Annotated in this window: 33 protein-coding genes and 1 tRNA gene; 29 read left to right on the top strand and 5 right to left on the bottom strand. The window is 51.9% G+C overall.

The window, feature by feature from the left end; all coding sequences use genetic code 11:
- Positions 1–58: 58 nt before the first annotated feature.
- From H6A20_RS06785 to H6A20_RS06765, 5 genes are all read left to right on the top strand, one after another.
- Positions 59–478 carry a sugar transporter gene (locus tag H6A20_RS06785; RefSeq protein WP_204906372.1) on the top strand — a complete coding sequence of 140 codons (420 nt, stop codon included), beginning with the start codon at positions 59–61 and terminating at the stop codon, positions 476–478.
- A 256-nt stretch (positions 479–734) separates the two neighbouring features.
- The gene (locus H6A20_RS06780; protein WP_204906371.1) at positions 735–1,877 is read left to right on the top strand and encodes an aminotransferase class V-fold PLP-dependent enzyme; all 1,143 of its coding nucleotides are present in this window, start codon (positions 735–737) and stop codon (positions 1,875–1,877) included.
- 77 nt (positions 1,878–1,954) lie between these two features.
- Positions 1,955–3,058 carry a YedE family putative selenium transporter gene (yedE, locus tag H6A20_RS06775; protein WP_204906370.1) on the top strand — a complete coding sequence of 368 codons (1,104 nt, stop codon included), beginning with the start codon at positions 1,955–1,957 and terminating at the stop codon, positions 3,056–3,058.
- A gap of 38 nt (positions 3,059–3,096) precedes the next feature.
- Positions 3,097–3,300, top strand: a complete 204-nt coding sequence (locus H6A20_RS06770; protein WP_204906369.1) for a sulfurtransferase TusA family protein — start codon at positions 3,097–3,099, stop codon at positions 3,298–3,300.
- Positions 3,300–3,536 (top strand): putative Se/S carrier protein, encoded by a 237-nt coding sequence (locus H6A20_RS06765; RefSeq protein ID WP_204906368.1) that lies wholly within the window; start codon positions 3,300–3,302, stop codon positions 3,534–3,536. Before H6A20_RS06770 ends, H6A20_RS06765 begins: the two co-directional genes overlap by 1 nt.
- Before the next feature lie 105 nt (positions 3,537–3,641).
- Here the strand turns inward: H6A20_RS06765 and H6A20_RS06760 are convergent, their stop codons facing one another.
- Both H6A20_RS06760 and H6A20_RS06755 read right to left on the bottom strand, forming a co-directional pair.
- The gene (locus tag H6A20_RS06760) at positions 3,642–4,229 is read right to left on the bottom strand and encodes a TetR/AcrR family transcriptional regulator (protein ID WP_204906367.1); all 588 of its coding nucleotides are present in this window, start codon (positions 4,227–4,229) and stop codon (positions 3,642–3,644) included.
- Between the two features lie 93 nt (positions 4,230–4,322).
- Positions 4,323–5,357: a proline racemase family protein gene (locus H6A20_RS06755; RefSeq protein WP_204906366.1), complete on the bottom strand. Its 1,035-nt coding sequence runs from the start codon at positions 5,355–5,357 to the stop codon at positions 4,323–4,325.
- 301 nt (positions 5,358–5,658) lie between these two features.
- On the opposite strand from H6A20_RS06755, the gene H6A20_RS06750 reads away from it, so the two are divergent.
- The 8 genes from H6A20_RS06750 to H6A20_RS06715 all read left to right on the top strand — a co-directional run bounded on the left by H6A20_RS06750 (position 5,659) and on the right by H6A20_RS06715 (position 12,975).
- Positions 5,659–5,756 (top strand) — tRNA-Sec (locus H6A20_RS06750).
- Between the two features lie 192 nt (positions 5,757–5,948).
- A complete protein-coding gene (gene prdC, locus H6A20_RS06745; protein ID WP_420846594.1) occupies positions 5,949–7,325 on the top strand; it encodes a proline reductase-associated electron transfer protein PrdC in 1,377 nt (458 codons plus the stop codon).
- Between the two features lie 220 nt (positions 7,326–7,545).
- Positions 7,546–9,405 (top strand): D-proline reductase (dithiol) proprotein PrdA, encoded by a 1,860-nt coding sequence (gene prdA, locus H6A20_RS06740; RefSeq protein WP_204906364.1) that lies wholly within the window; start codon positions 7,546–7,548, stop codon positions 9,403–9,405.
- A gap of 15 nt (positions 9,406–9,420) precedes the next feature.
- Positions 9,421–9,723, top strand: a complete 303-nt coding sequence (locus H6A20_RS06735; RefSeq protein ID WP_204906363.1) for a CBO2463/CBO2479 domain-containing protein — start codon at positions 9,421–9,423, stop codon at positions 9,721–9,723.
- Positions 9,720–10,445, top strand: a complete 726-nt coding sequence (gene prdB, locus H6A20_RS06730) for a D-proline reductase (dithiol) protein PrdB (protein ID WP_204906362.1) — start codon at positions 9,720–9,722, stop codon at positions 10,443–10,445. The genes H6A20_RS06735 and prdB overlap by 4 nt, the downstream gene beginning before the upstream one ends.
- A 118-nt stretch (positions 10,446–10,563) precedes the next feature.
- The gene (gene prdD / locus H6A20_RS06725) at positions 10,564–11,334 is read left to right on the top strand and encodes a proline reductase cluster protein PrdD (RefSeq protein ID WP_204906361.1); all 771 of its coding nucleotides are present in this window, start codon (positions 10,564–10,566) and stop codon (positions 11,332–11,334) included.
- 12 nt (positions 11,335–11,346) lie between these two features.
- On the top strand, positions 11,347–11,823 hold the full coding sequence (locus H6A20_RS06720; protein WP_204906360.1) for a glycine/sarcosine/betaine reductase component B subunit: 477 nt from the start codon (positions 11,347–11,349) through the stop codon (positions 11,821–11,823).
- A 504-nt stretch (positions 11,824–12,327) separates the two neighbouring features.
- Positions 12,328–12,975: a YcxB family protein gene (locus H6A20_RS06715; protein ID WP_242842803.1), complete on the top strand. Its 648-nt coding sequence runs from the start codon at positions 12,328–12,330 to the stop codon at positions 12,973–12,975.
- Between the two features lie 70 nt (positions 12,976–13,045).
- On the opposite strand, the gene H6A20_RS06710 is transcribed toward H6A20_RS06715, so the two are convergent.
- The 3 genes from H6A20_RS06710 to H6A20_RS06700 form a co-directional block, all read right to left on the bottom strand.
- Positions 13,046–13,978, bottom strand: a complete 933-nt coding sequence (locus tag H6A20_RS06710; protein ID WP_243426153.1) for a permease — start codon at positions 13,976–13,978, stop codon at positions 13,046–13,048.
- A 200-nt stretch (positions 13,979–14,178) separates the two neighbouring features.
- The gene (locus H6A20_RS06705) at positions 14,179–15,552 is read right to left on the bottom strand and encodes a sodium-dependent transporter (RefSeq protein WP_204906359.1); all 1,374 of its coding nucleotides are present in this window, start codon (positions 15,550–15,552) and stop codon (positions 14,179–14,181) included.
- Between the two features lie 223 nt (positions 15,553–15,775).
- The gene (locus tag H6A20_RS06700; protein ID WP_204906358.1) at positions 15,776–16,648 is read right to left on the bottom strand and encodes a LysR family transcriptional regulator; all 873 of its coding nucleotides are present in this window, start codon (positions 16,646–16,648) and stop codon (positions 15,776–15,778) included.
- A gap of 404 nt (positions 16,649–17,052) precedes the next feature.
- Here H6A20_RS06700 and rpsJ point away from each other — a divergent pair, with 404 nt between their 5' ends.
- The 16 genes from rpsJ (at position 17,053) to rpsH (ending at position 24,513) form a co-directional block, all read left to right on the top strand.
- Positions 17,053–17,364 (top strand): 30S ribosomal protein S10, encoded by a 312-nt coding sequence (gene rpsJ / locus H6A20_RS06695; RefSeq protein ID WP_204906357.1) that lies wholly within the window; start codon positions 17,053–17,055, stop codon positions 17,362–17,364.
- 72 nt (positions 17,365–17,436) lie between these two features.
- Positions 17,437–18,120, top strand: coding sequence for a 50S ribosomal protein L3 (rplC, locus tag H6A20_RS06690; protein ID WP_204906356.1), 684 nt, complete (start codon positions 17,437–17,439; stop codon positions 18,118–18,120).
- A gap of 28 nt (positions 18,121–18,148) precedes the next feature.
- On the top strand, positions 18,149–18,769 hold the full coding sequence (gene rplD, locus H6A20_RS06685) for a 50S ribosomal protein L4 (protein ID WP_087174179.1): 621 nt from the start codon (positions 18,149–18,151) through the stop codon (positions 18,767–18,769).
- Positions 18,769–19,074 carry a 50S ribosomal protein L23 gene (rplW, locus tag H6A20_RS06680; RefSeq protein WP_204906355.1) on the top strand — a complete coding sequence of 102 codons (306 nt, stop codon included), beginning with the start codon at positions 18,769–18,771 and terminating at the stop codon, positions 19,072–19,074. Before rplD ends, rplW begins: the two co-directional genes overlap by 1 nt.
- 399 nt (positions 19,075–19,473) lie before the next feature.
- The gene (gene rplB, locus H6A20_RS06675) at positions 19,474–20,316 is read left to right on the top strand and encodes a 50S ribosomal protein L2 (RefSeq protein ID WP_204906354.1); all 843 of its coding nucleotides are present in this window, start codon (positions 19,474–19,476) and stop codon (positions 20,314–20,316) included.
- A 25-nt stretch (positions 20,317–20,341) separates the two neighbouring features.
- Positions 20,342–20,623: a 30S ribosomal protein S19 gene (rpsS, locus tag H6A20_RS06670; protein WP_204906353.1), complete on the top strand. Its 282-nt coding sequence runs from the start codon at positions 20,342–20,344 to the stop codon at positions 20,621–20,623.
- A 20-nt stretch (positions 20,624–20,643) separates the two neighbouring features.
- Positions 20,644–21,030: a 50S ribosomal protein L22 gene (gene rplV, locus H6A20_RS06665; protein ID WP_076780556.1), complete on the top strand. Its 387-nt coding sequence runs from the start codon at positions 20,644–20,646 to the stop codon at positions 21,028–21,030.
- 10 nt (positions 21,031–21,040) lie between these two features.
- Positions 21,041–21,697, top strand: a complete 657-nt coding sequence (gene rpsC, locus H6A20_RS06660; protein WP_204906352.1) for a 30S ribosomal protein S3 — start codon at positions 21,041–21,043, stop codon at positions 21,695–21,697.
- On the top strand, positions 21,697–22,134 hold the full coding sequence (gene rplP / locus H6A20_RS06655; RefSeq protein WP_087174182.1) for a 50S ribosomal protein L16: 438 nt from the start codon (positions 21,697–21,699) through the stop codon (positions 22,132–22,134). Before rpsC ends, rplP begins: the two co-directional genes overlap by 1 nt.
- Complete coding sequence (gene rpmC, locus H6A20_RS06650; protein ID WP_476739007.1) at positions 22,115–22,327, top strand: 50S ribosomal protein L29; 213 nt, start codon at positions 22,115–22,117, stop codon at positions 22,325–22,327. The genes rplP and rpmC overlap by 20 nt, the downstream gene beginning before the upstream one ends.
- Positions 22,328–22,362: 35 nt before the next feature.
- Positions 22,363–22,617, top strand: a complete 255-nt coding sequence (gene rpsQ / locus H6A20_RS06645) for a 30S ribosomal protein S17 (protein ID WP_033124781.1) — start codon at positions 22,363–22,365, stop codon at positions 22,615–22,617.
- A gap of 19 nt (positions 22,618–22,636) precedes the next feature.
- Entirely contained in the window at positions 22,637–23,005 is a 369-nt protein-coding gene (gene rplN / locus H6A20_RS06640; protein WP_033124782.1) for a 50S ribosomal protein L14, read from the top strand.
- Between the two features lie 17 nt (positions 23,006–23,022).
- Positions 23,023–23,334, top strand: a complete 312-nt coding sequence (gene rplX, locus H6A20_RS06635; protein WP_033124783.1) for a 50S ribosomal protein L24 — start codon at positions 23,023–23,025, stop codon at positions 23,332–23,334.
- 25 nt (positions 23,335–23,359) lie between these two features.
- The gene (rplE, locus tag H6A20_RS06630) at positions 23,360–23,899 is read left to right on the top strand and encodes a 50S ribosomal protein L5 (protein WP_204906350.1); all 540 of its coding nucleotides are present in this window, start codon (positions 23,360–23,362) and stop codon (positions 23,897–23,899) included.
- 11 nt (positions 23,900–23,910) lie between these two features.
- Complete coding sequence (locus tag H6A20_RS06625) at positions 23,911–24,096, top strand: type Z 30S ribosomal protein S14 (RefSeq protein ID WP_016220062.1); 186 nt, start codon at positions 23,911–23,913, stop codon at positions 24,094–24,096.
- Between the two features lie 15 nt (positions 24,097–24,111).
- Entirely contained in the window at positions 24,112–24,513 is a 402-nt protein-coding gene (gene rpsH, locus H6A20_RS06620) for a 30S ribosomal protein S8 (RefSeq protein ID WP_204906349.1), read from the top strand.
- Positions 24,514–24,623 lie beyond the last annotated feature (110 nt).

The following is a 24,623-nucleotide window of genomic DNA, read 5'->3' as shown; positions in this document are numbered from 1 at the left end:
TTGCCGGAACCTGTCATTATACTATGAAGTATAGAAAGAAAGACAGGAGGTAATGGACATGTCAATCACAGCGGAAACCGCCAAACAGCATGCGAATGATCCTGCAGTCCTGTGCTGCCGCGCAGAGGCAGGCATCACCATCGAGGCGGCCAACCTGGAAGACCCGGCGATCTTTGACGAGCTGGTTGATTCAGGGCTCCTTACACTGGACGGATGCCTGAAGATCAAACAGGTGCTGGGGGCAAAGCTCACCAAGACATGCGACTCCTTAAGTCCTCTTACAGTGGACAATGTAGAGGGATGGAAGGACGACGCAGGTGAGGAGGCACCGGCTCAGGAGCCGGGCGGGGAAGCAGAGGCGCCCGCAGCCGTGGAGGCTGCCGCTTCCGTAGAGGGCGCAGTCACGACGATCCGGAATGGGAAAGTTGTGATCTCGATCAAGGAAGGGAAGGATATCTACCTGGAACTTCCGATCTGATGGTCAGGCGGCGGAGGAAAAACGGGGTAAAGAATCCGCTGCGGGACAGCATGCGTGAGAGCTGTAAACGTTTTGTTGCTTTATAATTTCAATGAAAAGAAGGACATGCATATGGCGGCATGTCCTTCTTTTTTGTGGAGTTTGACTATAGATGTAATCTATAAATAAATTCCACTTATTGCCTTTTGCAATTAGACGGTCAGCCATTATGGAAGTATACTAGAGGGGAACCAGGAGATTGGGGGTAAGACAGAGTATGATCTATTTGGACAATGCGGCGACGACCATGCAGAAGCCAAAGGAAGTGATCGACGCGGTAGTGCAGGCCATGCAGTCCATGGGCAATGCGGGCCGGGGCGCGCACGCGGCATCCCTGCAGGCGTCCAGAACGATATATGATACACGGGAGAAGCTGTGCTCCTTCTTCGGGGGCAGCGATCCGAGAAGACTGGTGTTCACCAGCAATTCGACCGAGAGTCTCAACACGGCCATCAAGGGGATCCTGGATCCCGGCGACCATGTTGTTACCACCATGCTGGAGCACAATTCTGTGCTCCGGCCTCTCTATGAGAAGGAGGAGAAGGGTGTGCGCCTGACCATCCTGGAGAGCGACAGGAAAGGCTGCATCAGCTATGATGATTTTGAGAAAGCCATCTGCCCGGAGACGAAAGCCATCGTCTGTACCCACGGCTCTAACCTCACGGGCAACCTTGTAGATATAGAGCGGGTAGGTGAGATCGCCCGCCGGCACGGCGTCCTTCTTATCGTGGACGCGTCCCAGACAGCGGGCGTGTTCCCCATCGATGTGGAGAAGATGCACATTGACGTGCTGTGCTTTACCGGCCACAAGGGCCTTCTGGGCCCCCAGGGGACCGGCGGCATGTACGTGCGGGAAGGCGTGCACATCCGTCCTTTAAAGAGCGGCGGAAGCGGCGTCCAGACCTACAGCAGGACCCACCCGGCCGAGATGCCCACAGCCCTCGAGGCGGGCACTATGAACGGCCACGGCATTGCCGGCCTGCACGCGGCGGTGGAATACATCGAGCGGACAGGCATGGACAAGATCCGGGAAAGGGAGCAGGCGTGCATGTGGAACTTTTACAACGGTGTAAAAGACATCCCGGGCGTGACCGTGTACGGAGATTTCTCCGGCGGCGGGAGATGCCCCATCGTCGCCCTCAACATCGGTGATTATGACTCTTCGGAAGTTGGAGATGAACTTCTTACAGAATATGGTATATCCACGAGGCCGGGAGCGCACTGCGCACCCCTCATGCACAAGGCGCTCGGGACGGTGGATCAGGGGGCTGTGAGGTTCAGCTTTTCCCACTACACAACAGACGAAGAGGTGGAGACGGCCATCAGGGCCATCCGGGAGCTGGCGCAGGAGGAGGCGTAAGCCGCCCCGCACCGCAAGCCGGAAAACCTGAGTTTCAGATCTGAGTTCTGAAGGAGAGAGAAAAGGAGGAACTACAAATGAATTTTAACTTGTCAGACTCAAAGAAAAAGCTTGCCTTAGCAGGCGTTGTCTGCGGTCTTGTGGCGGCGGTCCTCGCATATTTCGGGAACCCGGCCAACATGGCGATCTGTATCGCCTGCTTTATCCGCGACACGGCCGGGGCCCTCGGCCTGCACCAGGCAGCAGTCGTACAGTACGCAAGGCCGGAGATCATCGGCATCGTGATCGGCGCTTTCGCCATCTCCGTGGCGACAAAGGAGTACCGCTCCACAGCCGGATCTTCCCCGATGATCCGTTTTGTCCTGGGCATGGTCATCATGATCGGCTCCCTCGTATTCCTGGGCTGCCCGCTCCGTATGGTGATCCGTATGTCCGCCGGCGACCTGAACGCATGGGTCGCGCTGATCGGCTTTATCCTCGGCGTATCCACAGGCGCGATCGCTCTGAAGAACGGCTTCAGCCTCGGCAGGGCCCACGAGACGCAGAAGGAGAGCGGCGCTGTCCTTCCGGTGCTCATGGCGGGCATCCTCGTGCTCCTGCTGTGCACGTCCCTGCTTAAGTTCAGCGAGAGCGGCCCGGGCAGCATGCACGCACCGATTATCGTATCCCTGATCGGCGGTCTCGTGTTCGGCGCGTTTGCCCAGAAGTCCAGAATGTGCTTCGCCGGCAGCATCCGCGACATCGTGCTTATGCGGAACTTTGACCTGATCACAGTGATCGGCGGCCTGTTCGTCGTGATGCTGATCTACAACATCGCCACAGGAAACTTTACTCCGGCGTTTGACACACCGGGCGTGGTGGCTCACTCCGAGCATCTGTGGAACATCCTCGGCATGTACGCGGTAGGTTTCGCGGCCGTGCTGGCAGGCGGATGCCCCCTTCGTCAGCTCGTGCTGGCGGGCCAGGGCTCTTCCGACTCCGCGGTGACAGTTGCAGGCATGCTCGTGGCGGCTGCCCTGTGCCACAACTTCGGACTTGCGTCCAGCGGCACAGCCCTTGACGCCGAGACGGGCGAGCTGGTGGCAGGCGCTGTTACGCCGGCCGGAAAGGTGGCCTGCGTCATCTGTATCGTTGTCTGCTTTATCATCGCATTCACGAACAAAAGAGAGAGTGCAAAATAATTCAGGATATGGTATTCTAAGAAGGAAGGTAAAATAGTATGAAGGAAGTAGATGCAAGAGGTCTTTCCTGCCCGGAGCCTTTGATGCTGACAGCCGAGGCGCTTAAGAACGCTGACGGCCCCGTGAAAGTGATCGTGAGCGAACCACACCAGAAGATGAACGTGGAGAAGTACGCGAAGGATCACGGGAAGAAGGCAGTGTCAACAGAGAAAGACGGATGCTTTGAAGTTGTGATCGAGTAATGAGAAAGAAAGAACTGAAGCTGGTCGTTACATTTCATACAACGGCGGATGCCATGGCCATGGAGAAGGCGTGCAGACAGAAAGATGTCCCGGGACGCCTGATCCCGGTGCCCCGCTCCATCTCGGCCGGATGCGGCCTCTCCTGGTGCGCGGACCTGTGCGACAGGGAGGGGATCGTCGCCATGATGGAGGAGTCCGGCATTGAGAGCGAAGCGCTCCACGAGTGCATGGTGTAACAACCCGCAGATCCCGCGCGGGCGGGAACGAAGCAAAGAAAAGAAAGACCGCAAAAGTGACGCCTGTCGCTTCTGCGGTCTTTTATGGTGCCGGATCTTTCATAATCAGACTCCTTTTTGAAATGTGTCAAGTACGTGGGGCAGCAGCCGGTCGCTCCGTTCGGTGAGGGAGACTTTCCCCTTGAACAGCGCCCAGTCATAGAGGAGGGCCCGCTCGTACATGGCATAGATGCCCATCAGGTCCTCGGCGGATGACGTGGCGGCGAACTCGCCGTTTTTCAGTCCTTCCTCCAGGATCTCAGTGATCCACTTGAAGTAGAACCGCTTCCTGTCGGACAGGGACTTCTTGTCCTTGGTGATGAGCTGTGAGGAGTAGAGATACGCCAGCAGATGGATATCCACACTCGTCTCGATCATGTGGAACAGCTCATGATTCAGGAAGAGCAGCTTGTCCCGGGCAGACATGTCCGGATCGATGGTGCCGGCCAGCTCTTCGTACTTCTGGTCAAAGAGATAGGAAAGGCTGTTGAGCAGCGATTCTTTTCCCTTGAAATAATGGTAGAACGTCCCCTTGGACGTCTTGGAGGCATTGATGATGTCCTCCACGGTTGTGTTGTCGTAGCCTTTCCTGTAAAAAAGGCTCCAGGCCGCTTTCACGATGCGGCTTTTGGTTGACTGGCGTCTCTTTGGCATCGGATCTCATTCCCTTCTGTGCCTGCTGCGAAATGAAAAAGAAGCGGATTTTGCAATCCGCTTCTTTTGTGAACCTGTGTCAACGAAAGGCGATTAGCCTACCTGGAAACCGTATTTCAGCGGATCCTCGGGATCGATCAGGTATGTAGCAACGCCTGTCAGATATGCGCTTCCTGTGATCATCGGGATAACAGCGTCGTAATCGCCAACCTTTGTGGTCTCTTTGATCACGCCCTTGAAGATGCTTCCCATGAAGCTCTCGTATCTGAACTCCTGGCCAACTTCGATCTCGCCCCAGTGATGCAGGGTGGCCAGCTTCGCGCTTGTACCTGTTCCGCAGGGGGAACGGTCAGCCATAGCGTCGCCGAAGATAACAACGTTACGAAGGTCAGCCTTGTCCGGATTCGGAGTCGGGCCGTAGAACTCAACCAGGTCAACGGAGTCGATGTCGAGCTCCGGATGCTTTACAGGGATCTCCTTGCTGATCGCATCCAGGATCTTCATGCCCAGAGCGGAGTAAGCGGGAACGCTCTTTCCGTTGATCTCGCCGATGTCAAGCTGTGCTGTGTCAACGAGTGCGAAGAAGCTTCCGCCAAAGGAGATCGTGAATTTGATCTCTTTGCCGTCGATCGTAACGGACTGGTTCTCTTTGTAAACGAAAGCGGGAACGTTTGTAAGAGTTACGCTCTCAACCTTGCCGTTCTTTACGATAGCCTTTGTGCGGATCAGTCCTGCGGGAGCCTCGAGAACAACGTCGTTCTCACCCTCGTGGGACTCAACCAGGCCGGCCTCAACAGCTACGGTAACAGCGCCGATGGTGCAGTGTCCGCACATGTTCAGGTATCCGCCTGTATCCATGAACATAACGCCGTAGGAAGCCTCGGGGTTAACAGGCTTGCAGAGGAAAGCGCCGAACATGTCGTGGTGTCCTCTGGGCTCGAACATAAGAGCTGTACGAACCTGGTCGTAGTTCTTCTCCATCCATTTCTTCTTCTCGATCATTGTGTTGCCTTCCGGCTCTGGGAATCCGCCGTACACTACGCGGCAGAACTCGCCTTCGGTGTGAGCGTCCACTACCTGAAGCGCAGCCTCAAAGCGGTCGAAGTTAACATTCGCTTTTAACTCCATAGTTACTACCTCCTTATAATGAAGAAATATTTGTTTTCTTATAGAAGATTTCTATAAGATTTTTATAAAAACACATCGAAAACCCCCATGTTTCCTCCGTGTCTTATACGAAACACCGGTCAAAAATGACAGGAAATTAACGATTAGACCGTATTCTAGTACGATGTTCATTTGCTTATTCACTATTATGGGGGAAAAGCCTTGAAAAGTCAATGCTTTTTTGCTAATATAAAAGAGACCAGAAAAGGCTTGAAATCTGCGAAAACCTGTGCTATTGTATAGGAGCACGTAAGAGAAACGGGGGGGTAGATGGGTGACTGGTGTGCCTCCTAGTCTTCAAAACTAGTGTGGGGCGTTAAGAGCGTCCTGGGTGGGTTCGATTCCCACATGCCTCCGCCAAAAAGAAGCTGATTTCTGTTAAAAAAATGGCAGAGTTGATTTATAGAGACGATTTATAGATAAAACCTATTGATTTGAGCCTGCTGATCTTCTTTATGTGTGATAAGTAAATGGAAACGGAGCGTTCCGGTTCTGTTTTTGCTTAAAAAAATAATGAAAAAAAGGAGAAGAAAAGTCATGGGAAATGTACAGATGTTGTTACGTCAGCATGTGGGCGCACCCTGCCAGGCCGTTGTAAAGGCCGGCGACAGAGTGGAGAAGGGTACGCTGATCGCTGCGCCGACCGGACTTGGGGCCAATATTTTTTCCAGTGTATACGGCGTGGTTGAAGAAGTGACAGATGACAGGATCATCATCAAGCCCGACGAGGAACAGAAGGACGAGTTCGTTCCGATCAAAGAGGGAACGAAGCTGGAGATGGTGAAGGAAGCCGGCATCGTCGGAATGGGAGGCGCCGGATTCCCGACAGGCATCAAGCTCGGCATCAACCTGGCTGAGACGCCGATGGGAGAGCTGGATCCGGAGATCAACCCGGAGCTCCCGGCGGATTTCAAGCTGGAGCACAGCTACATCCTTATCAACGCGGCTGAGTGTGAGCCGGGTCTGGAGCACAACATCCAGCAGCTTGAGACACAGACGGACAAAGTGATCCGCGGCGTGAAGTACTGCATGGAGATCACCAATGCAGACAAGGCCATCTTCGCAATTAAGAAGAAACACCACAACGCCATCAAGATCCTGGATGCGGCTCTCAAGAGCGAGCCGGACATCTCCATGCACTTCCTGGCGGATATCTACCCGATGGGAGAGGAGCGCGCAGTCGTGAGAGAGTGCCTCGGCGTGAACCTGACGACGACACAGCTTCCGTCCGCTGCGAGAAGCGTGGTTGTGAACCTGGAGACAGTGGCCAAGATCGCAGAGGCCATTGACGAGAGAAAGCCCTGCATCACGAAGAACGTGACAGTGCGCGGCAAACTGGTGGGCGGCAATGAGGCCCACGTATTTATGGATGTGCCGGTTGGCGTCAGCGTAGGAGAGCTGATCGAGAAGGCCGGCGGCATTGACGGCGAGTACGGCGAGATCATCATGGGAGGCGCCTTCACAGGCAAATCCACAAATATGGACGAGCCGATCACAAAGACGACAGGTGGTATCCTGGTGACAGTAGAGTTCCCGGATCTGCACGGCGCGAAGACAGGACTTCTTGTCTGTGCCTGCGGCGGCAGCGAGGAGCGCATGCGCGAGATCGCTTCCAAGATGAACGCCAACGTCGTATCTGTATGCAGATGTAAGCAGGCCATCGAGAACAAGCCGGGCGCACCGCTCAAGTGCTTACGCCCGGGCAACTGTCCGGGACAGGTTAAGAACAACCTGCAGTTCAAGAAGGACGGCTGCGAGTACATCATCATCGGCAACTGCTCTGACTGCTCCAACACAGTTATGGCATCCGGCCCGAAGATGGGACTGAAAGTCTTCCATCAGACAGACCATGTGATGAGGACCATCGGACATCCTCTTTACAGAACGCTGAAGATCTCCAAGGAAGTAAGCCAGGACATCGATTTCTAAGAAGCGTTCATCCGTCCGTGGACAAGGTATTTCTGCTGCGGGCAGAATCCGGGAAGGACCCCCGATTCTTTCCTGCGATATGAAAAGTGAGAGGTATTTTCTTATTTTGCCTGCAGCTGAAAATATACACCCCTTATCCGTGCAAATACAGTGTGCGGATAAAGAAAACGGCGTCCGGTTACGGGCGCTCCCAAGCAACAAAACAAGGAGGGAAAACAATATGTCAATCACAGCTGAAACAGCTAAGGCACATGCTCATGATCCTGCGGTACTTTGTTGTAGAGCCGAGGGCGGCATTACAATTGAGCCGGCGAATCTGGAAGATCCCGCCATCTTTGACGATCTTGTAGATTCAGGATTACTGAACCTCGATGGATGCCTTACCATCGAAGAAGTTTTAGGTGCAAAACTCAAAGAGACCTGCGATTCACTTTGCCCGCTTACAGCAGACAAGGTTGAGGGCGCGAAGGCTCCGACCACAGAGGCAGAGGAAGCACCTGCAGAGGCAGAGGCTCCGGCAGCACCGGCAGCAGCTCCCGCGGCAGCACCGGTTGCAGCAGCAGGCGGCACACTGAGGATCCACATCGGAGAGGGCAAGGACATCAACCTTGAGATCCCGGTTGGAGCACTCGGCAACGGCGGCGCAGCAGTAGCAGAGGTTCCCGCAGCAGCAGTTGCAGCAGGCGCAGCAGCACCGGCGGCAGCAGAGGCTGGCGAGGAGAAGGTAGTAGGAACCTTAACAAGAAAGCACTTCAAGATCACAGAGGTTAAGAGAGGACCTGAGACAAAGATCGAGGGAACGACTCTTTACATCCGTGAGGGCATCGAGCAGGAAGTTATCGACAACCAGGAGCTCGTTAAAGACTTCCACCTGGAGATCATTACTCCTGAGAACTATCACACATATTCCGAGACGATCATGGACGTACAGCCCATCGCTACAAAAGAGGGCGACGCTGACCTCGGTACAGGTGTGACAAGAGTACTGGACGGCGTTGTTATGATGCTGACAGGTACAGACGAGGGCGGAGTTCAGATCGGTGAGTTCGGTTCCTCCGAGGGTTACCTGGATGAGAACATCATGTGGGGACGTCCGGGCTGCCCGGATAAAGGCGAGATCTTCATCAAGGGTAACATCGTGATCCAGGAGAAGACCAACATGGAGCGTCGTGGACCTATGGCTGCCCACACAGCGTTCGATGTGATCACACAGGAGATCCGTGAGGTCATGAAGGAACTCGATGAGAGCCTTGTTGCTGAGACGCAGGAACTGAAACAGGTTCGTCGTCCCGGCAAGAAGAAAGTCGTTATCGTAAAAGAGATCATGGGTCAGGGCGCTATGCACGACAACTTCATCCTTCCGGTAGAGCCGGTCGGCATCCTTGGCGCGAGAGCAAACGTTGACTTAGGAAACGTTCCGGTATGCGTATCTCCGCTTGAGGTTCTGGATGGATGTATCCATGCTCTTACATGTATCGGACCTGCATCCAAGGAGATGTCCAGACATTACTGGAGAGAGCCGCTCGTAATCGAGACTCTTCATGATCCGGAAGTTGACCTCTGCGGCGTTGTATTCGTAGGAAGCCCGCAGATCAACGCTGAGAAGTTCTACGTATCCAAACGTGTAGGCCACACAGTTGAGATGATGGACGTTGACGGAGCATTCGTTACAACAGAGGGCTTCGGAAACAACCACATTGACTTCGCAAGCCATATCGAGCAGATCGGTATGAGAGGCGTTCCGACAGTTGGCATGTCCTACTGCGCAGTACAGGGCGCACTCGTTGTTGGTAACAAGTACATGACATACATGGTTGACAACAACAAGTCTGAGTCCGGTATCGAGAACGAGGTTCTCGGATGTAACACCCTCTGCGAGGAGGATGCGATCCGTGCACTGGCTATGCTGAAGACAGCTATGGCAGGCGAGGAAGTGAAAGCTGCTGAGAGAAAGTGGAATCCGAACGTTAAGTCTACAAACGTTGAGCTGATCGAGGGCGCTTACGGCAAGAAAGTTGATCTTGTTGAGAACGAGCAGTCCCTGCCGATGAGCCAGAAGCGTAAGGAAAAATACGACTAATCTGAGGCGGTTTTAATGAACAACGAGCGTTTGCACTATGGCGACAGGATCATTTACATGGAAGGGATCGTGGTTGATGTTGACGACTGCAGCATCAGCGTGGATCTGAAAGGGCGCCTGGGATTTTTCAAAGCGCCGAAGCGGATGTTCATCTGTGACACGGAACCGAAAGTGGGGCAGGAGATCGGATGGAACATGAGCTTTCCGGAGCAGCTCGGGCCTGAAGTAAATGAGAAATATGTCAGCAATATAGAGAAAGAACGACGCAATCAGGAAAAGATGCGTAGGCAAATGGAAAATAAGGAGGTTTCAAAATGAGTTTAACGGTTGTTAAAGGTTTACAATCTGAGATTTTTGTTCCGATTACACCTCCTCCGGTATGGACGCCTGTTAAAAAAGAGCTGAAGGACATGTCCATCGCTCTTGCTACGGCTGCTGGTGTTCATAAGAAATCACAGGAGAGATTCAATCTTGCCGGTGACTTCACATGGAGAAAGATCGAGAACACAACGCCATCCAGCGAACTGATGGTATCCCACGGCGGATATGACAACAGTGATGTTAACAAGGACATCAACTGCATGTTCCCCATCGACAGAATTCATGAGCTTGCAGCAGAGGGCTTCATCAGAGCATGTGCTCCTGTACACGCAGGATTCATGGGCGGCGGCGGAAACCAGGAGAAGTTCAAAAACGAGACTGGTCCGGCTGTTGCAAAGATGTTCACAGAAGAGGATGTAGACGCAGTTATCCTCACCGCTGGCTGAGGAACCTGCCACCGCTCTGCAGTATTGGTGCAGAGAGCGATTGAAGAGGCTGGAATTCCTACAATCATTATTGCAGCTCTTCCTCCGGTTGTACGTCAGACCGGTACTCCTCGTGCGGTAGCTCCGTTAGTACCTATGGGTGCCAACGCGGGTGGTCCTCACAACGTAGAACAGCAGACACAGATCGTAAAAGCTACTCTTGAGCAGCTTGTTAAGATCCAGACACCTGGAACGATCGTACCGCTGCCGTTTGAGTACGTTGCGAAGATCTAATGTCTACAGATATTAGAGAAAAGCACTAAACAGGATTTAAAGGGCAGATGTAATATGCATCTGCCCTTTTTGTAAAAAAAGAAGGATAAAAAAATAACAAATAAGCGGAGGTGGAAAAATGGCTGATCAGGTGAAAGACTTACGCCGTCTTGTGATCAAGGCGTTCCACATGACAGATGTGGAGTGGGGCGACCACAACGACATCACAACAGACGGACACATGACTGTCAGCAAGGAGATGCTGGACCAGCTCGTGGAGCAGGAGAAGGATTACATCGAGAAGATCGATATCCAGATCATTAAGCCCGGCGATCATGACCGCTGGACAAACACGATCATGGACATCATTCCGATCTCTACAAAGGTGCTCGGAAAGATCGGAGAGGGCATCACACATACGGTCACGGGCGTGTACGTGATCCTGACGGGTGTGGACACAGTCGGAAAGCAGTGCCACGAGTTCGGCTCCTCTGAGGGCAACCTGAAGGAGCAGCTTGTCCTGAACCGCGCCGGTACGCCGGGTGACGATGACTACATCATCTCCTTCGACGTAACCCTCAAGGAGGGCATGGGACAGGAGCGCCCGGGCCCGACAGCAGCGCACAGGGCCTGCGACGAGTTCATCCAGACATACAGGGACAAGATGAAGAAATTTAAGGGCGAGAAGTGCACGGAGCGGCACGAGTATCATGATATCGTGCGCCCGGGCAAGAAGAGAGTCCTGATCGTGAAGCAGGTGGCCGGACAGGGCGCCATGTACGACACGCATCTCTTCGCAAAAGAGCCATCAGGCGTGGAAGGCGGACGCTCCATCATCGATATGGGGAACATGCCGATCCTTGTAACTCCAAATGAATACAGAGACGGTATCATCCGTTCCATGCAGTAGGAGGTGAATGGTATGGGTATTGGACCTTCAACAAAGGAAACATCACTGCATCATTTCAGGGATCCCCTTCTCGACGTGGTATCCCAGGATACAGACGTGGATCTGATGGGTATCGTTATCGTAGGTACGCCGGATGACAATGTGGACAAGATGCTCGTCGGCACAAGAACTGCTGTGTGGGCAGAAGCCATGCGGGCGGACGGTGTGATCATCTCCTCCGACGGCTGGGGCAACAGCGATGTGGACTTCACGAACACATGCGAGCAGCTCGGCACAAGAGGGATCGCAGTGACCGGACTCAACTTCAGCGGCACGGTGGCCCAGTTTGTTGTGACCAACAACTATCTGGACGGCATCATTGATATCAATAAGAGCGCAGACGGCACGGAGACGAACGTAGTCGGCGAGAACAACGTGGTAGAGCTGGACTGCAAGAAGGCACTTGCGCTTCTGAAACTGAAAATGAGAAAGATGGAGCAGGACAGATAAGCGGATCTCTCCTGCGGTGCAAAGAAAAGGCACGACATCTGAACATGTCGTGCCCTTTCTTTTTGGTATGTCATTGAGAGGTTTTTCCTCGTTGCATTTGCAGTTTTGTATATATATACAAAGCTGGGGAAAAATCTCCACGAATGGAGAAAGTATATATAATAAATTGTAGTTCACCGGTGCAGGACTGCTCTTGGGGAAAACAATCGGCATCGGATCAACTGCAACTGCAACCTTTTTTAAGATTGGGTTAACTATAGCACAAGATGGCACGGGTGTCAAGACACCTGGAGAAGGTAGGGAAAAACTGTATGTTTATACAAATAAAGTGTATTAACTGATGCTGAATTTGTATAAATTCAATAAAGTGACGTATTATCACTTTATCAGACAAAAGCGCTGACGGACTACACTTTCTGTAGGCATATGCCCGGAGATGTGGTATAATATCCACGAGACGCAATCCTGTCGAAACGAAAGGGAGGAATGGAGAAATTGGAAGAAGTGAAAATGGAGCAGCAGACGGCGGCCGATCCGCGGAAGAACCGGTATGTGGTGGACATCCGGCGGGATAAGGCCATGATGATGAAATATATCAAATTCTATAACCGGGTGAAACACCCGCGTGTCACCTTCAACCTGGTTATGACAGGCATCCTGCTGGCGCTTGTGCCGACTCTGGTAAAGAATATGGCGCTGCCCGGCGTGATCGTCTGCTACGGCGTGGGCGCCCTGCTCGTTGCGACGGGACTGTTCCGGCAGTACCTGGCGCTTGGCACGATGAGAGGGGACCCGGCGGTGAAGGAAAACGAGGAGCTCACCTACCTGTTCGGCAATACCGGCGTGCGGGTGCGGCAGAACGGATCCGTGGACAATATGGGCTACTACAAGACGATCTACCGGATCTGGGAGGATGAGAAGACATACTACGTAGGTATGAACGAGGACGATCTGCTGATCCTGCCAAAGGCAAACTTTACCGAAGGTGAGGAGAGGGACTTTAAGGAGTTTATCCTTGAGAAGAGCGGCGCGGATTACCGCTGGCTGCCTGTGGGGCTCTGGAACCGGTTTAAGAACTTTGGAATGCAGATACGCGGCCACATCACACGGATGCGGATCGAGGCGCAGGAGAGAGAAAAAGAGAGAAGATAAGAAAAAGGTTCTGTGTGGGATGACCACGCAGAACCTTTTTAATCTCATTATGAAGTTTTTATGAGTCTGCTTACGCTGCAGAACCTTTCTTGATAGCGTCGTGCAGGTACAGGAATGCTGTGATGTAAACGATAACAGCGATAACCTTTGTAAGCACGTCAAGCGGCAGACTGGATACGAAAGCGTATGCGCAGTAAACACCGATGGCTCCAAAGATAGCCTGTGTCCAGCATGCAACCATGTCGTATCTTCCCTGAGCGATGAACTTCGGGCCATTGCCGAATGCCATCAGGTATGCGCAGGAACCCATCATAGCGGGGAACGCGCATCCGGCATCCATACCAAGAGCCAGAACCATAGCCATACAAGGAGCGTACAGACCAACGCCGATGCTCATCAGAGCGCCGAAGATGAAGTTGCCGACAACAGCGATCACGAGCTTCACGCCGCGAAGTCCGAGTTCTGTACCGATCGTACCGAACGGACCAACTGCGAAAACCTTCATCAGGATCACGGTAGCCAGGATGAACAGACCAACGAACAGTGCGTAACGAACTTTCTTTCTGTCGAACTTTGTTACGATGTCGGCCATTACGAAGGATCCGACTACAGAAGCTACAATCATCAGTACCAGTGTCAGGATATCCATATCTACGAAACCGAAGAACAGGAACGCCTCCACACATACAGGAACAGTGTCGCCTACGTTCAGCGTGCCGGGAACCAGGATATCGTCTACAGACTTCGTCAGCTTAAAGGAAGCAGATGACGGAGCGAAGGAACCGATTCCAAGGGTATCCAGGAAGTTCGCTACAAAACCGGTGATGATCGTTGCGACAAGGTTCTTCGGCTGTTTACCTCTCTGCCACAGTTCCTCGCCGGTTAAACCGATTTCAGGGTCTTTCTCAGGGTTGGCGCGGAGCTCTTTGTTCTTGCGGATCATCAGAACAACGTTCAGGATGATACCGATCACGCATAACCCTTTCATGATGTACATTGCCATAAAAACATCCCTCCAGATTATGAATAAAAATTGTTTCAGAGCCCGCCCCCCTAAAGCTACCCCCGATTATAGCGGAGGCGAACCCGGTTATCACTGCTATTGTATCATCAAAAAATTAACAAGTCAACTGAAACTGAGCATTCTGTCTAATTTGAGCGATAAAAACAAACGCCTGATTGTTCAAATTACTGCTTCCGCTCTTATTTGATGAAGCCGAACACGGTCAGCAGGATGATGATCATGAAGAAGGGAACCACGAAGACGGTCAGGAACTTCTCATAGGCGTTCACATGGCCGAACTTTCCGTCGTTGGTGGCCTCCTTCTCGTAGTTCTTAAAGCCCCATACTTTCGCGATGAAGATGCAGACGAGGATGCAGCCGATGGGCATTAGGAGGTAGGCTGTGAAGGTGTCCAGCCAGTCGTAGATGCCCAGGGTCTTGAAGCCGCCTGCATCGATCCAGGGAAGCTTCACACCGCTTAAGAGCCCAAAACCGAGGGAGGCGAAGATGTTGCCGATGCCGACGATGACAGCCGTCGTGACGGAGGCCTTCAGCCGTCCCATGTGCAGGTTATCCTCAAAGGTGCGCACAGAGATCTCGAAGAAGCTGAACAGCGAGGAGATCACGGCGAAGAGGATGGCCAGGAAGAAGCAGAAGCCGATGATCCGGCCGCCCGGCAGTTTCTCAAAGATGTCCGTCATGACATTGAACACAAGACTGGGGCCTGCGGACTCGATGTCCACGCCGCCGGAAAAGGCGGAGGGAACGATGACGAAGCCGGCCAGGATCGCGGCGGCCGTGTCAAAGACGGAGACCATGACTGCGTCGCTCTTCAGGTTGTTCTGCTTGGGGATGTTGGCGCCCAGGGTCACATAGAGGCCCCAGCCGATGCCCACGGAGAACAGCACCTGTGTCGCCGCCTGGGCGAAGGTGGTGAAGCTGAACTTGCTGAAATCAGGAAGCAGGTAATACTTCACGCCCTCGATGGCGTTCTCATTTACAAAGAAGGCCCAGATGCCGCAGATGATGAGCAGGGCAAAGAGGAGCGGCAGCATGACCTTGGAGATCTTCTCCACAATGTTGGTGATGCCGAAATACAGAAGCACCGAGACGAACAGAAGGAGGATCATGGCCCAGACGATGGGCTCTACGGTCGAGGAGGTGAAGCTGTCGAAATAGGCCTGCTTGTCAGCGCCGAAGTCGCCGCCTGTGAGATACTGGAACGCGTACTTGGCGACCCAGCCGCCCACGACGACGTAGTACATGTTGATCATCAGGGTACAGATGTTGGCCATCCAGCCTGCGAATCCCCATTTCTTACTGATGCGCTGGAAGGCTGTGACTGTATCCTTGCCGGTGTAGCGGCCGATGGCGGTCTCCATCTGCACCATGGGATGCCCGATCAGGGCAACGACGATGATGTAGACGACAAGGAAGACGCCGCCGCCTCCCTGGTAGGCGAGATAAGGGAAGCGCCAGATATTTCCGAGGCCGATGGCCGCGCCCGCCGCCACCATCAGATAGCCGAACCTGGATCCCCATTGACGAGTTTCTCCATTTGTCTGATTACTCATAGTATCATCCTTTCCTGTCGGGCAGACATGTCAGACTTCCTATTATATATGTGCGCTGCCCCCTTGATATGCAGGAGATGAAAAGGACAAAGGCGCCCTCAGCTGTTGTGAGAGCGCCTTTGCAATTCAAACCTCTATTACAGTATAGCCTGTTGAGGGATAGGTGTCAATGAAAATATTAAGATTTGTAATGCTGGCATTACAAATACTAATGCATATGCGTTCAGTCATCCAGGAGAAAATCCTTGGCGTATTCAAGAAACACCCTGGAAGCGGGGGAGAGGTCCTCCTGGGAGGCGTAGGCAAGCCCCAGCTCCCGGTATACGTGGGGGCTGATCCTGCGGATCTCGAAATTCCCGCTCTGGCCGCGCAGGATGAGGCCGGGCAGGATGGAGATGCCGAGCCCCTGGTCCACCATGGACAGGACGGAGAATTCATTGATCGAGACATAGCGGATGTCCGGGTGGATATGGTATTCCCGGAGCGTGCGGTGCAGGTCGCTGGAGGGGGCGTACTCTGTGGAGACAAAGGGGATCCCGTTGAACTGCGCGATGGGGATCTCGTCAAAAGAGGCGAGGGGATGTCCTTTTGGGATCACAGCGTACAGCTCATCGTCCATCACGGAGAGGAACTGGTAATCCTTTCCTTTCTGCCGGCTGACAAATCCGATGTCCACGCGTCGCTCCCGGATCCAGTCAGGCAGCTCGTCCTCCAGCCCCTCGATGATCCGGAAGTGGATGTCCGGGTGGCTGCGGCAGAATTCCCGGATGATCCGGGGGATCCAGTGGATGGAGCAGCTTAAGTAGGTGCCGATCCGGATCGTGCCGGTCTGCAGTCCCTTGAGGGAGGCGATCTGCTGGCGCACGACTTCATCGGCGTTCAGGAAGGCGCGGACGGAAGGGATCAGCGTTTTTGCCTCGTCCGTGAGGACCATGCCGTGTTTGTCCTTGGCAAAGAGGGAGAATCCGACTTCCTTTTCCAGGGCCTTCATCATCTGGGTGATCCCGGACTGGGTGTACCCGAGTATCTGGCCGGCCCGCGTAAAGCTTCCATAGTCGTTTACGGCCAGCATCACATTCCAGCGCTTTGTATCCATTGCATCACTTCCTTATATAATAGCATCGTTTTGTGGTTGGTTTTACAGTTCCATAGTAGCGGCTGGAGAAGGAAAATACAAGAAAAACCGATTGTACGAAAAAAAATACATGAAATAACAGAAAGTTCTTGAAAAAAAACGTGCCATCAGATATACTAATAAAGCTGTGACATGATAGCTGTGAAGCGCGAGGTTGCTGCCGGAGCAAAAACATAAGCAAAGGCAGGTTTTCCGTGGAGCGAATGTCAAGTTAGGAAACTGGCGACAAGTCACTGTACGAAACTACTATAACGGCTGCTGAGATGCAGTAACAACGTGGGTGTTTCTCACGACACACACGGGAGAGTGTACAGTCACCGCTTGTCGTACTAAAGCAAAAGTACGAAAAGGAGGCGACTTTTTTTATGGCAAGTCAAGTAATGAGAATCACACTGAAAGCGTATGATCATCAGCTTGTTGATGCATCCGCGAAGAAGATCATCGAAACTGTAAAGAAGAACGGAGCAAAGGTGAGCGGACCTGTACCGCTTCCGACAAAGAAGGAAGTGGTTACGATCCTGCGCGCTGTACACAAGTACAAAGACTCCAGAGAGCAGTTCGAGCAGAGAACTCATAAGAGACTGATCGATATCATCACACCGACCCAGAAGACGGTTGATGCCCTTTCCAGACTGGAAATGCCGGCTGGTGTGTACATTGATATCAAAATGAAATAAGAAAGCAGTAATTCCTAAAATTTAGGATGAACGCGAGAGCGTTCCGCTGTAAATCACAGGAGGTATTTTATAATGAAGAAAGCTATCTTAGCTACAAAAGTCGGAATGACACAGATCTTCAACGAAGACGGTGTGCTGACGCCCGTAACAGTTCTTCAGGCCGGCCCCTGCGTGGTAACACAGGTCAAGACGGTTGAGAACGACGGATACAGCGCAGTACAGGTTGGCTTCGTTGACAAGAAGGACAAGATCATCAACAAGGATAAGAGCGGCAAGAAAGAGATCGTTCACCGCCACGGACTGACAAAGGCCGAGCAGGGACATTTCGCAAAGGCCGGCGTTTCCGGAAAGAGATATGTAAAAGAGTTCAGATTTGAGAACGCTGAGGAGTACGCTCCGGCGCAGGAGATCAAAGCTGACATCTTCGAGGCCGGCGACAAGGTAGACGCTACGGCGATCTCCAAAGGTAAAGGCTTCCAGGGCGCCATCAAGAGACATGGCCAGCACAGAGGACCCATGGCTCACGGCTCCAAGTTCCACCGTCATGCAGGTTCCAATGGCGCTGCATCTGATCCGAGCAAGGTGTTCAAGGGCAAGAAGATGCCCGGACAGATGGGCAACAAGAAGATCACCATCCAGAATCTGGAAGTGGTGCGCGTAGACGCAGAGAACAATCTGCTTCTTGTCAAGGGTTCAGTACCGGGACCGAAGAAATGTCTGGTAACTATCAAAGAAACAGTGAAAGCTGCTAACTAGTTTTTGCGAGGAAGGAGGAACGCTTAAGATGGCAAACGTATCTGTTTACAATATCGAAGGCAAGGAAGTTGGTACGATCGACTTAAACGATGCTGTATTCGGCGTGGAAGTAAACGACCACCTGGTACACATGGCAGTTGTGAGCCAGCTTGCAAATAATCGTCAGGGAACACAGAAGGCAAAGACACGCTCCGAGGTTTCCGGCGGCGGAAGAAAACCGTGGAGACAGAAGGGAACAGGTCATGCGAGACAGGGTTCCACGAGAGCTCCCCAGTGGACGGGCGGCGGCGTCGTGTTCGCACCGGTTCCGAGAGACTACTCTTTTAAGATGAACAAGAAGGAGAAGAGGGCTGCCCTGAAGTCCGCTCTTTCTGCAAAGGTTGCGGAGAACAAGTTCATCGTCATCGACGAGATCGCGTTCGCGGACCACAAGACAAAGAACTTTGCAAATGTTCTGAAGAACCTGGATGTGAAGAAAGCATTAGTCGTATTAGAGGACGGCAATACAAACGCTGAGATTTCTGCAAAGAATATCGCTGATGTAAAGACCACAAAGACAAATACAATTAATGTGTACGACATCTTAAAATACAACACAGTCATCACAACGAAGGCTGCTGTTGCAAGCATTGAGGAGGTGTACGCATAATGGCAGATATCAAATATTATGATGTGATCCTTAAGCCGGTCGTAACTGAGAAGAGCATGGGCCTGATGGCTGACAAGAAATACACATTCCTTGTTCACACAGAGGCTACAAAATCCCAGATCAAAGAGGCCGTTGAGAAGATGTTCGCGGGCGCCAAGGTTGCGAAGGTGAACACAATGAACAACGAGGGCAAGAGCAAGAGAGTGCGCGGCACCATGCAGTTCGGCAAGACAGCCAAGACAAAGAAGGCTGTTGTGCAGCTGACAGAGGACAGCGCTGATATCGAGATCTTTGAAGGCCTGTAGGCTTGACGAGGGCGAGACGTAAGGCGAAGGCCGAGTCTTAGCCGGGGCCTGGTCCCAAGCGTTAGCGATGCATTGAGCACTTGGCGAGGTTTTTTCGAGCCTAGTGCGAAAGCAGATACTCCGAGCAAAGCGAGGATGTATCTACTATGCGAGCTTAGGCGCACGGACCGGGGAATCCATTGGAATGTTTTTGGCATATCCATTGGGACAGCGAATGCGATAAGCAGCGCACCTCGGGACCTTCGGTCCCTCGGTCGCGTTACACGCTCAGCTAACCGCATATAAGCCTGCTCACGCGAGCGTGGCAGTCTTATCCGCGTTTACCTTCACTCTGCTTATCGCGCATATACGGTGCAATTCCGTGACACTAATAATTAGCATTCGAAAGGAGAAGCAATCATGGGAATCAAAACCTATAACCCATATACGCCTTCCAGAAGACAGATGACCGGATCTGATTTCTCTGAAATCACAAAGAAGACTCCGGAGAAATCTCTGCTTGTATCCAAGAGCAGCCAGGCAGGCCGTAATAACCAGGGAAAGATTACAGTAAGACACCGCGGAGGCGGCGTTAAGAGAAAATACAGAGTCGTTGACTTCAAGAGAAGGAAAGACGGCATCCAGGCAACCGTGCTTGGCATTGAGTACGATCCGAACAGATCCGCGAACATCGCGCTGATCTGCTACGAGGATGGAGAGAAAGCTTACATCCTTGCGCCCCAGGGACTGACAGACGGCATGAAGGTCATGAACGGACCTGAGGCCGAGGTGAGAGTCGGCAACTGCCTTCCTCTTGCGCAGATCCCGGTTGGTACGCAGATCCACAACATTGAGCTTTATCCGGGCAAGGGCGGACAGCTTGTTCGTTCCGCCGGCAACAGCGCACAGTTGATGGCTAAAGAAGGAAAATATGCAACCCTCAGACTTCCGTCTGGTGAAATGAGAATGGTTCCGATCGAGTGCCGCGCTTCCATCGGTGTCGTAGGAAACGGCGATCACAACCTGATCAACATCGGTAAGGCGGGCCGCAAGCGCTACATGGGCATCCGCCCGACAGTACGCGGTTCTGTTATGAACCCCAACGACCATCCGCACGGCGGTGGTGAAGGCAAGACCGGTATCGGACGTCCGGGTCCGTGCACGCCCTGGGGCAAGCCGGCTCTTGGTCTTAAGACCCGCAAGAAGAACAAGCATTCTAACAAGCTGATCGTAAGAAGACGCGACGGTAAAGGAATCAAATAGGTAATTTCACAAGGAGGTAGAACAAATGGCTCGTTCACTTAAAAAAGGACCATTCGCAGACGCAAGCCTGCTTAAAAAGATCGATGCGATGAACGCATCCGGCGACAAGTCCGTCATCAAGACATGGTCTCGTCGTTCTACGATCTTCCCGAGCATGGTGGGACACACCATCGCCGTTCACGACGGAAGAAAGCATGTTCCGGTATATGTGACGGAGGATATGGTTGGTCACAAGCTCGGTGAGTTCGTGGCAACCAGGACATACAGAGGACATGGAAAAGACGAAAAGAAATCAAGAGTGAGATAATTTGAAAGGAGGCTTCATCCATGGCAAAAGGACATAGATCCCAGATCAAGAGAGAGAGAAATGCTAACAAGGACACAAGACCTTCAGCAAAGTTATCCTATGCAAGGGTTTCTGTTCAGAAAGCATGCTTCGTACTCGACGCCATCAGAGGCAAGGATGTAACAACAGCACTTGGAATCTTAACTTACAATCCAAGATATGCTTCAAGTATCATAAAGAAACTGTTAGAGTCAGCAATCGCGAACGCCGAGAACAACAACGGAATGAATGCTGAGAACCTTTATATTGCAGAGGCTTATGCAAATAAGGGACCAACGATGAAACGAATCAGACCTAGAGCACAGGGCAGGGCTTACAGGATCGAGAAGAGAATGAGCCACATCACACTTGTGCTTGATGAAAGATAAGGAGGGCATTATGGGACAGAAAGTGAATCCTCATGGTTTAAGAGTCGGCATTATCAAAGATTGGGACTCCAGATGGTACGCTGAGAAAGATTTCGCTGACAATCTTGTAGAGGACCATGAAATCAGAACATTCCTGAAGAAGAGATTATATAACGCTGGAATCTCCAGAGTCGAGATCGAGAGAGCGTCTGACCGTGTAAAGATCATCGTTTACACAGCGAAGCCGGGCGTTGTGATCGGTAAGGGCGGTTCCGAGATCGAGAAGGTTAAAGGCGAGCTTGCGAAATACACAGACAAGAAGCTTGTCGTTGACATCAAGGAAGTAAAGAAACCGGACAGAGACGCGCAGCTCGTGGCTGAGAACATCGCGCAGCAGCTGGAGAACCGTATCTCCTTCAGACGCGCTATGAAGTCCTGCATGTCCAGGACAATGAAGGCCGGCGCACTCGGCGTGAAGACATCCGTATCCGGACGTCTCGGCGGCGCAGATATTGCCCGTACAGAGTTCTACAGCGAGGGAACCATTCCTCTTCAGACACTGAGAGCAGACATTGACTACGGATTCGCCGAGGCGGACACAACCTACGGTAAGGTAGGCGTAAAGGTTTGGGTCTACAATGGCGAGGTTCTTCCGGAAAAGGCAGCAAAGGAAGGGAGCGATAAATAATGTTAATGCCAAAAAGAGTAAAACGTCGTAAACAGTTCCGTGGCTCCATGAAAGGAAAAGCGCTTCGTGGAAACACGCTTTCATATGGTGAATATGGTATCGTTGCAACAGAGCCCTGCTGGATCAGATCAAACCAGATCGAGGCTGCCCGTATCGCCATGACACGTTACATCAAGCGTGGCGGTAAAGTATGGATCAAGATATTCCCAGACAAACCAGTAACTACGAAACCAGCTGAAACACGTATGGGTTCCGGTAAGGGTACCCTGGAGTACTGGGTAGCAGTTGTGAAACCGGGACGCGTTATGTTCGAGATCGCAGGCGTTCCTGAGGAAGTGGCAAGAGAGGCTCTTCGTCTGGCAACTCACAAGTTACCTTGTAAATGTAAAGTCGTTTCTCGCGCAGACTTAGAAGGCGGTGATAACAGTGAAAATTAATGCATTTGTAGAAGATTTAAGGACAAAATCAGCTGCAGAGCTGAACGAAGAATTAGTAGCTGCTAAAAAGGAACTCTTCAACTTACGGTTCCAGAACGCAACAAACCAGCTTGAGAACACAAGCCGGATCAAGGAAGTAAGAAAGAACATTGCAAGAATTCAGACTGTGATCACAGAGAAGAGCAATGCCTAGCTTTTTGAGCAAAACGCAGAGAAAGGAGTAACACCGTGGAAAGAAATCTTAGAAAGACACGTGTTGGCAAGGTAGTCAGCAACAAGATGGACAAGACGATCGTTGTTGCTGTTGAGGATAATGTAAAACATCCCCTTTACGGAAAGATCGTAAAGAGAACTTACAAGCTGAAAGCGCACGACGAAGCGAACGAGTGCAGCATCGGCGACAAGGTAAGGGTTATGGAGACAAGGCCGCTGTCCAAGGACAAGAGATGGAGACTTGTCGAGATCATGGAAAAAGTGAAATAGTATAAGGAGGGAAACCTGCATGATACAGCAAGAAAGCAGACTGAAAGTAGCAGACAATACAGGTGCGAAAGAGTTACTCTGCATCCGTGTGCTTGGCGGTTCCACAAGAAGATATGCAAGCATCGGCGACGTGATCGTTGCGTCCGTTAAAGATGCAACACCAGGCGGCGTTGTAAAAAAAGGCGATGTCGTGAAGGCTGTAGTTGTACGTACCGTAAAGGGTACACGCCGTAAAGACGGATCCTACATCCGCTTCGACGAAAATGCTGCTGTAATTATCAAAGAAGACAAGAACCCAAGAGGAACCCGTATCTTCGGGCCCGTAGCGAGGGAGCTTCGTGACAAACAGTTTATGAAGATCGTTTCCCTGGCTCCGGAAGTACTGTAAGGAGGTGCGAGAGTAAGATGTCAACTATGAAGATCAAAAAGGGCGATATGGTAAAAGTCATTGCCGGCAAGGACAAAGACAAGGAAGGCAAGGTTATCGCTGTTAATCAGAAAGACGGTACAGTTCTCGTTGAGGGTATCAACATGCTGACGAAGCACACAAAACCGAGTGTTTCCAATCAGAATGGCGGTATCGTTCATCAGGAAGGACCCATTGATATTTCTAACGTAATGTACATCCACAAGGGAAAAGCCACAAGAGTGGGCTTCAAGATGGATGGAGACAAGAAAGTCCGCGTTGCGAAGTCAACGGGCGAAGTGATCGATTAATTGTTGAGGAAGGAGGTCCAGTGCTTTGAGCAGACTGAAAGAACAGTACCAGAACGAGATCATCGACGCGATGAACAAGAAGTTCGGTTATAAAAATATCATGGAAGTGCCGAAGCTTGACAAGGTTGTTATCAACATGGGCGTAGGCGAGGCAAAAGACAACCACAAGGTTTTAGAGTCAGCGGTTGCTGACCTGGAGAAGATCACAGGCCAGAAGGCAGTGATCTGCAAAGCCAAGAAATCTGTGGCTAACTTCAAGATCAGAGAGGGTATGCCGATCGGATGCAAGGTTACATTAAGAGGAGAGAAGATGTATGAGTTCGTTGACCGTCTCATCAACCTCGCTCTTCCCCGCGTACGTGACTTCCGCGGCGTGAACCCGAACGCATTCGACGGAAGAGGCAACTATGCTCTCGGTATCAAAGAGCAGCTCATCTTCCCGGAGATCGAGTATGACAAAGTTGACAAGGTAAGAGGTATGGACGTTATCTTTGTCACAACGGCTAAGACTGACGAAGAGGCTCGCGAGCTGTTAAGACAGTTCAACATGCCGTTTACAAAATAAGGAGGTAAATTATGGCTAAGACAGCAATGAAAATCAAACAGCAGCGCAAGCAGAAATTCTCCACAAGAGAATACAACCGCTGCAGGATCTGCGGTCGTCCGCACGCATATTTGAGAAAATATGGTATCTGCCGTGTTTGCTTCCGCGAACTGGCATACAAAGGACAGATCCCGGGTGTGAAGAAGGCAAGTTGGTAAAGGAGGAAGCAATCCATGACTATGAGTGATCCTATTGCAGATATGCTTACAAGAATCCGTAATGCGAACACTGCAAAACATGATACAGTAGATATCCCCGCATCCAAGATGAAGATCGCCATCGCAGACATCTTATACAACGAGGGATATATCACAAGATACGACATCGTAGAGGACGGAGCGTTCAAGACGATCCGTGTGACATTAAAGTACGGTGCAGACAAGAACGAGAAGGTTATCTCCGGTCTTAAGAGAATTTCCAAGCCGGGCCTGCGCGTGTACGCGAACAGCGAGGAGCTTCCCAAGGTTCTCGGCGGCCTGGGAACAGCGATCATCTCCACAAACCAGGGCGTGATCACTGACAAGGAAGCAAGAAAACTGGGCGTAGGCGGAGAAGTACTGGCGTTTGTATGGTAGCCCGGAAGCAACTTAGTGAAGGCGAGCCGGGAGGCGAAGCCTGAACTTAGTGCGAGGGCGTTCTTGGAGCTTAGCGAGGGCGAGCCGCAAGGCGAAGGCCGAACTTAGCG

The sequence above is a fragment of the Mordavella massiliensis genome (assembly GCF_016901695.1).
Classification (GTDB): Bacteria; Bacillota; Clostridia; order Lachnospirales; family Lachnospiraceae; genus Claveliimonas; species Claveliimonas massiliensis_A.
Note: the sequence above shows the minus strand (reverse complement) of the source record. Positions and strands in the feature narration are given on the sequence as shown.

Coding starts and splice junctions, on each gene's coding strand:
- H6A20_RS06760 (WP_204906367.1), bottom strand. CDS start 4,229: ATGCCAAAGAGACGCCAGTCAACCAAAAGCCGCATCGTGAAAGCGGCC.
- rpsC (WP_204906352.1), top strand. CDS start 21,041: ATGGGACAGAAAGTGAATCCTCATGGTTTAAGAGTCGGCATTATCAAA.
- prdC (WP_420846594.1), top strand. CDS start 5,949: ATGTTGTTACGTCAGCATGTGGGCGCACCCTGCCAGGCCGTTGTAAAG.
- H6A20_RS06755 (WP_204906366.1), bottom strand. CDS start 5,357: ATGGAGTTAAAAGCGAATGTTAACTTCGACCGCTTTGAGGCTGCGCTT.
- rpsH (WP_204906349.1), top strand. CDS start 24,112: ATGACTATGAGTGATCCTATTGCAGATATGCTTACAAGAATCCGTAAT.
- H6A20_RS06700 (WP_204906358.1), bottom strand. CDS start 16,648: ATGGATACAAAGCGCTGGAATGTGATGCTGGCCGTAAACGACTATGGA.
- H6A20_RS06735 (WP_204906363.1), top strand. CDS start 9,421: ATGAACAACGAGCGTTTGCACTATGGCGACAGGATCATTTACATGGAA.
- rplV (WP_076780556.1), top strand. CDS start 20,644: ATGGCAAAAGGACATAGATCCCAGATCAAGAGAGAGAGAAATGCTAAC.
- prdD (WP_204906361.1), top strand. CDS start 10,564: ATGGCTGATCAGGTGAAAGACTTACGCCGTCTTGTGATCAAGGCGTTC.
- rpsJ (WP_204906357.1), top strand. CDS start 17,053: ATGGCAAGTCAAGTAATGAGAATCACACTGAAAGCGTATGATCATCAG.
- H6A20_RS06785 (WP_204906372.1), top strand. CDS start 59: ATGTCAATCACAGCGGAAACCGCCAAACAGCATGCGAATGATCCTGCA.
- rpsS (WP_204906353.1), top strand. CDS start 20,342: ATGGCTCGTTCACTTAAAAAAGGACCATTCGCAGACGCAAGCCTGCTT.
- H6A20_RS06625 (WP_016220062.1), top strand. CDS start 23,911: ATGGCTAAGACAGCAATGAAAATCAAACAGCAGCGCAAGCAGAAATTC.
- rplB (WP_204906354.1), top strand. CDS start 19,474: ATGGGAATCAAAACCTATAACCCATATACGCCTTCCAGAAGACAGATG.
- rplX (WP_033124783.1), top strand. CDS start 23,023: ATGTCAACTATGAAGATCAAAAAGGGCGATATGGTAAAAGTCATTGCC.
- prdA (WP_204906364.1), top strand. CDS start 7,546: ATGTCAATCACAGCTGAAACAGCTAAGGCACATGCTCATGATCCTGCG.
- rplN (WP_033124782.1), top strand. CDS start 22,637: ATGATACAGCAAGAAAGCAGACTGAAAGTAGCAGACAATACAGGTGCG.
- H6A20_RS06720 (WP_204906360.1), top strand. CDS start 11,347: ATGGGTATTGGACCTTCAACAAAGGAAACATCACTGCATCATTTCAGG.
- rplC (WP_204906356.1), top strand. CDS start 17,437: ATGAAGAAAGCTATCTTAGCTACAAAAGTCGGAATGACACAGATCTTC.
- rplD (WP_087174179.1), top strand. CDS start 18,149: ATGGCAAACGTATCTGTTTACAATATCGAAGGCAAGGAAGTTGGTACG.
- rplW (WP_204906355.1), top strand. CDS start 18,769: ATGGCAGATATCAAATATTATGATGTGATCCTTAAGCCGGTCGTAACT.
- H6A20_RS06710 (WP_243426153.1), bottom strand. CDS start 13,978: ATGGCAATGTACATCATGAAAGGGTTATGCGTGATCGGTATCATCCTG.
- yedE (WP_204906370.1), top strand. CDS start 1,955: ATGAATTTTAACTTGTCAGACTCAAAGAAAAAGCTTGCCTTAGCAGGC.
- H6A20_RS06780 (WP_204906371.1), top strand. CDS start 735: ATGATCTATTTGGACAATGCGGCGACGACCATGCAGAAGCCAAAGGAA.
- H6A20_RS06705 (WP_204906359.1), bottom strand. CDS start 15,552: ATGAGTAATCAGACAAATGGAGAAACTCGTCAATGGGGATCCAGGTTC.
- rplP (WP_087174182.1), top strand. CDS start 21,697: ATGTTAATGCCAAAAAGAGTAAAACGTCGTAAACAGTTCCGTGGCTCC.
- H6A20_RS06765 (WP_204906368.1), top strand. CDS start 3,300: ATGAGAAAGAAAGAACTGAAGCTGGTCGTTACATTTCATACAACGGCG.
- H6A20_RS06770 (WP_204906369.1), top strand. CDS start 3,097: ATGAAGGAAGTAGATGCAAGAGGTCTTTCCTGCCCGGAGCCTTTGATG.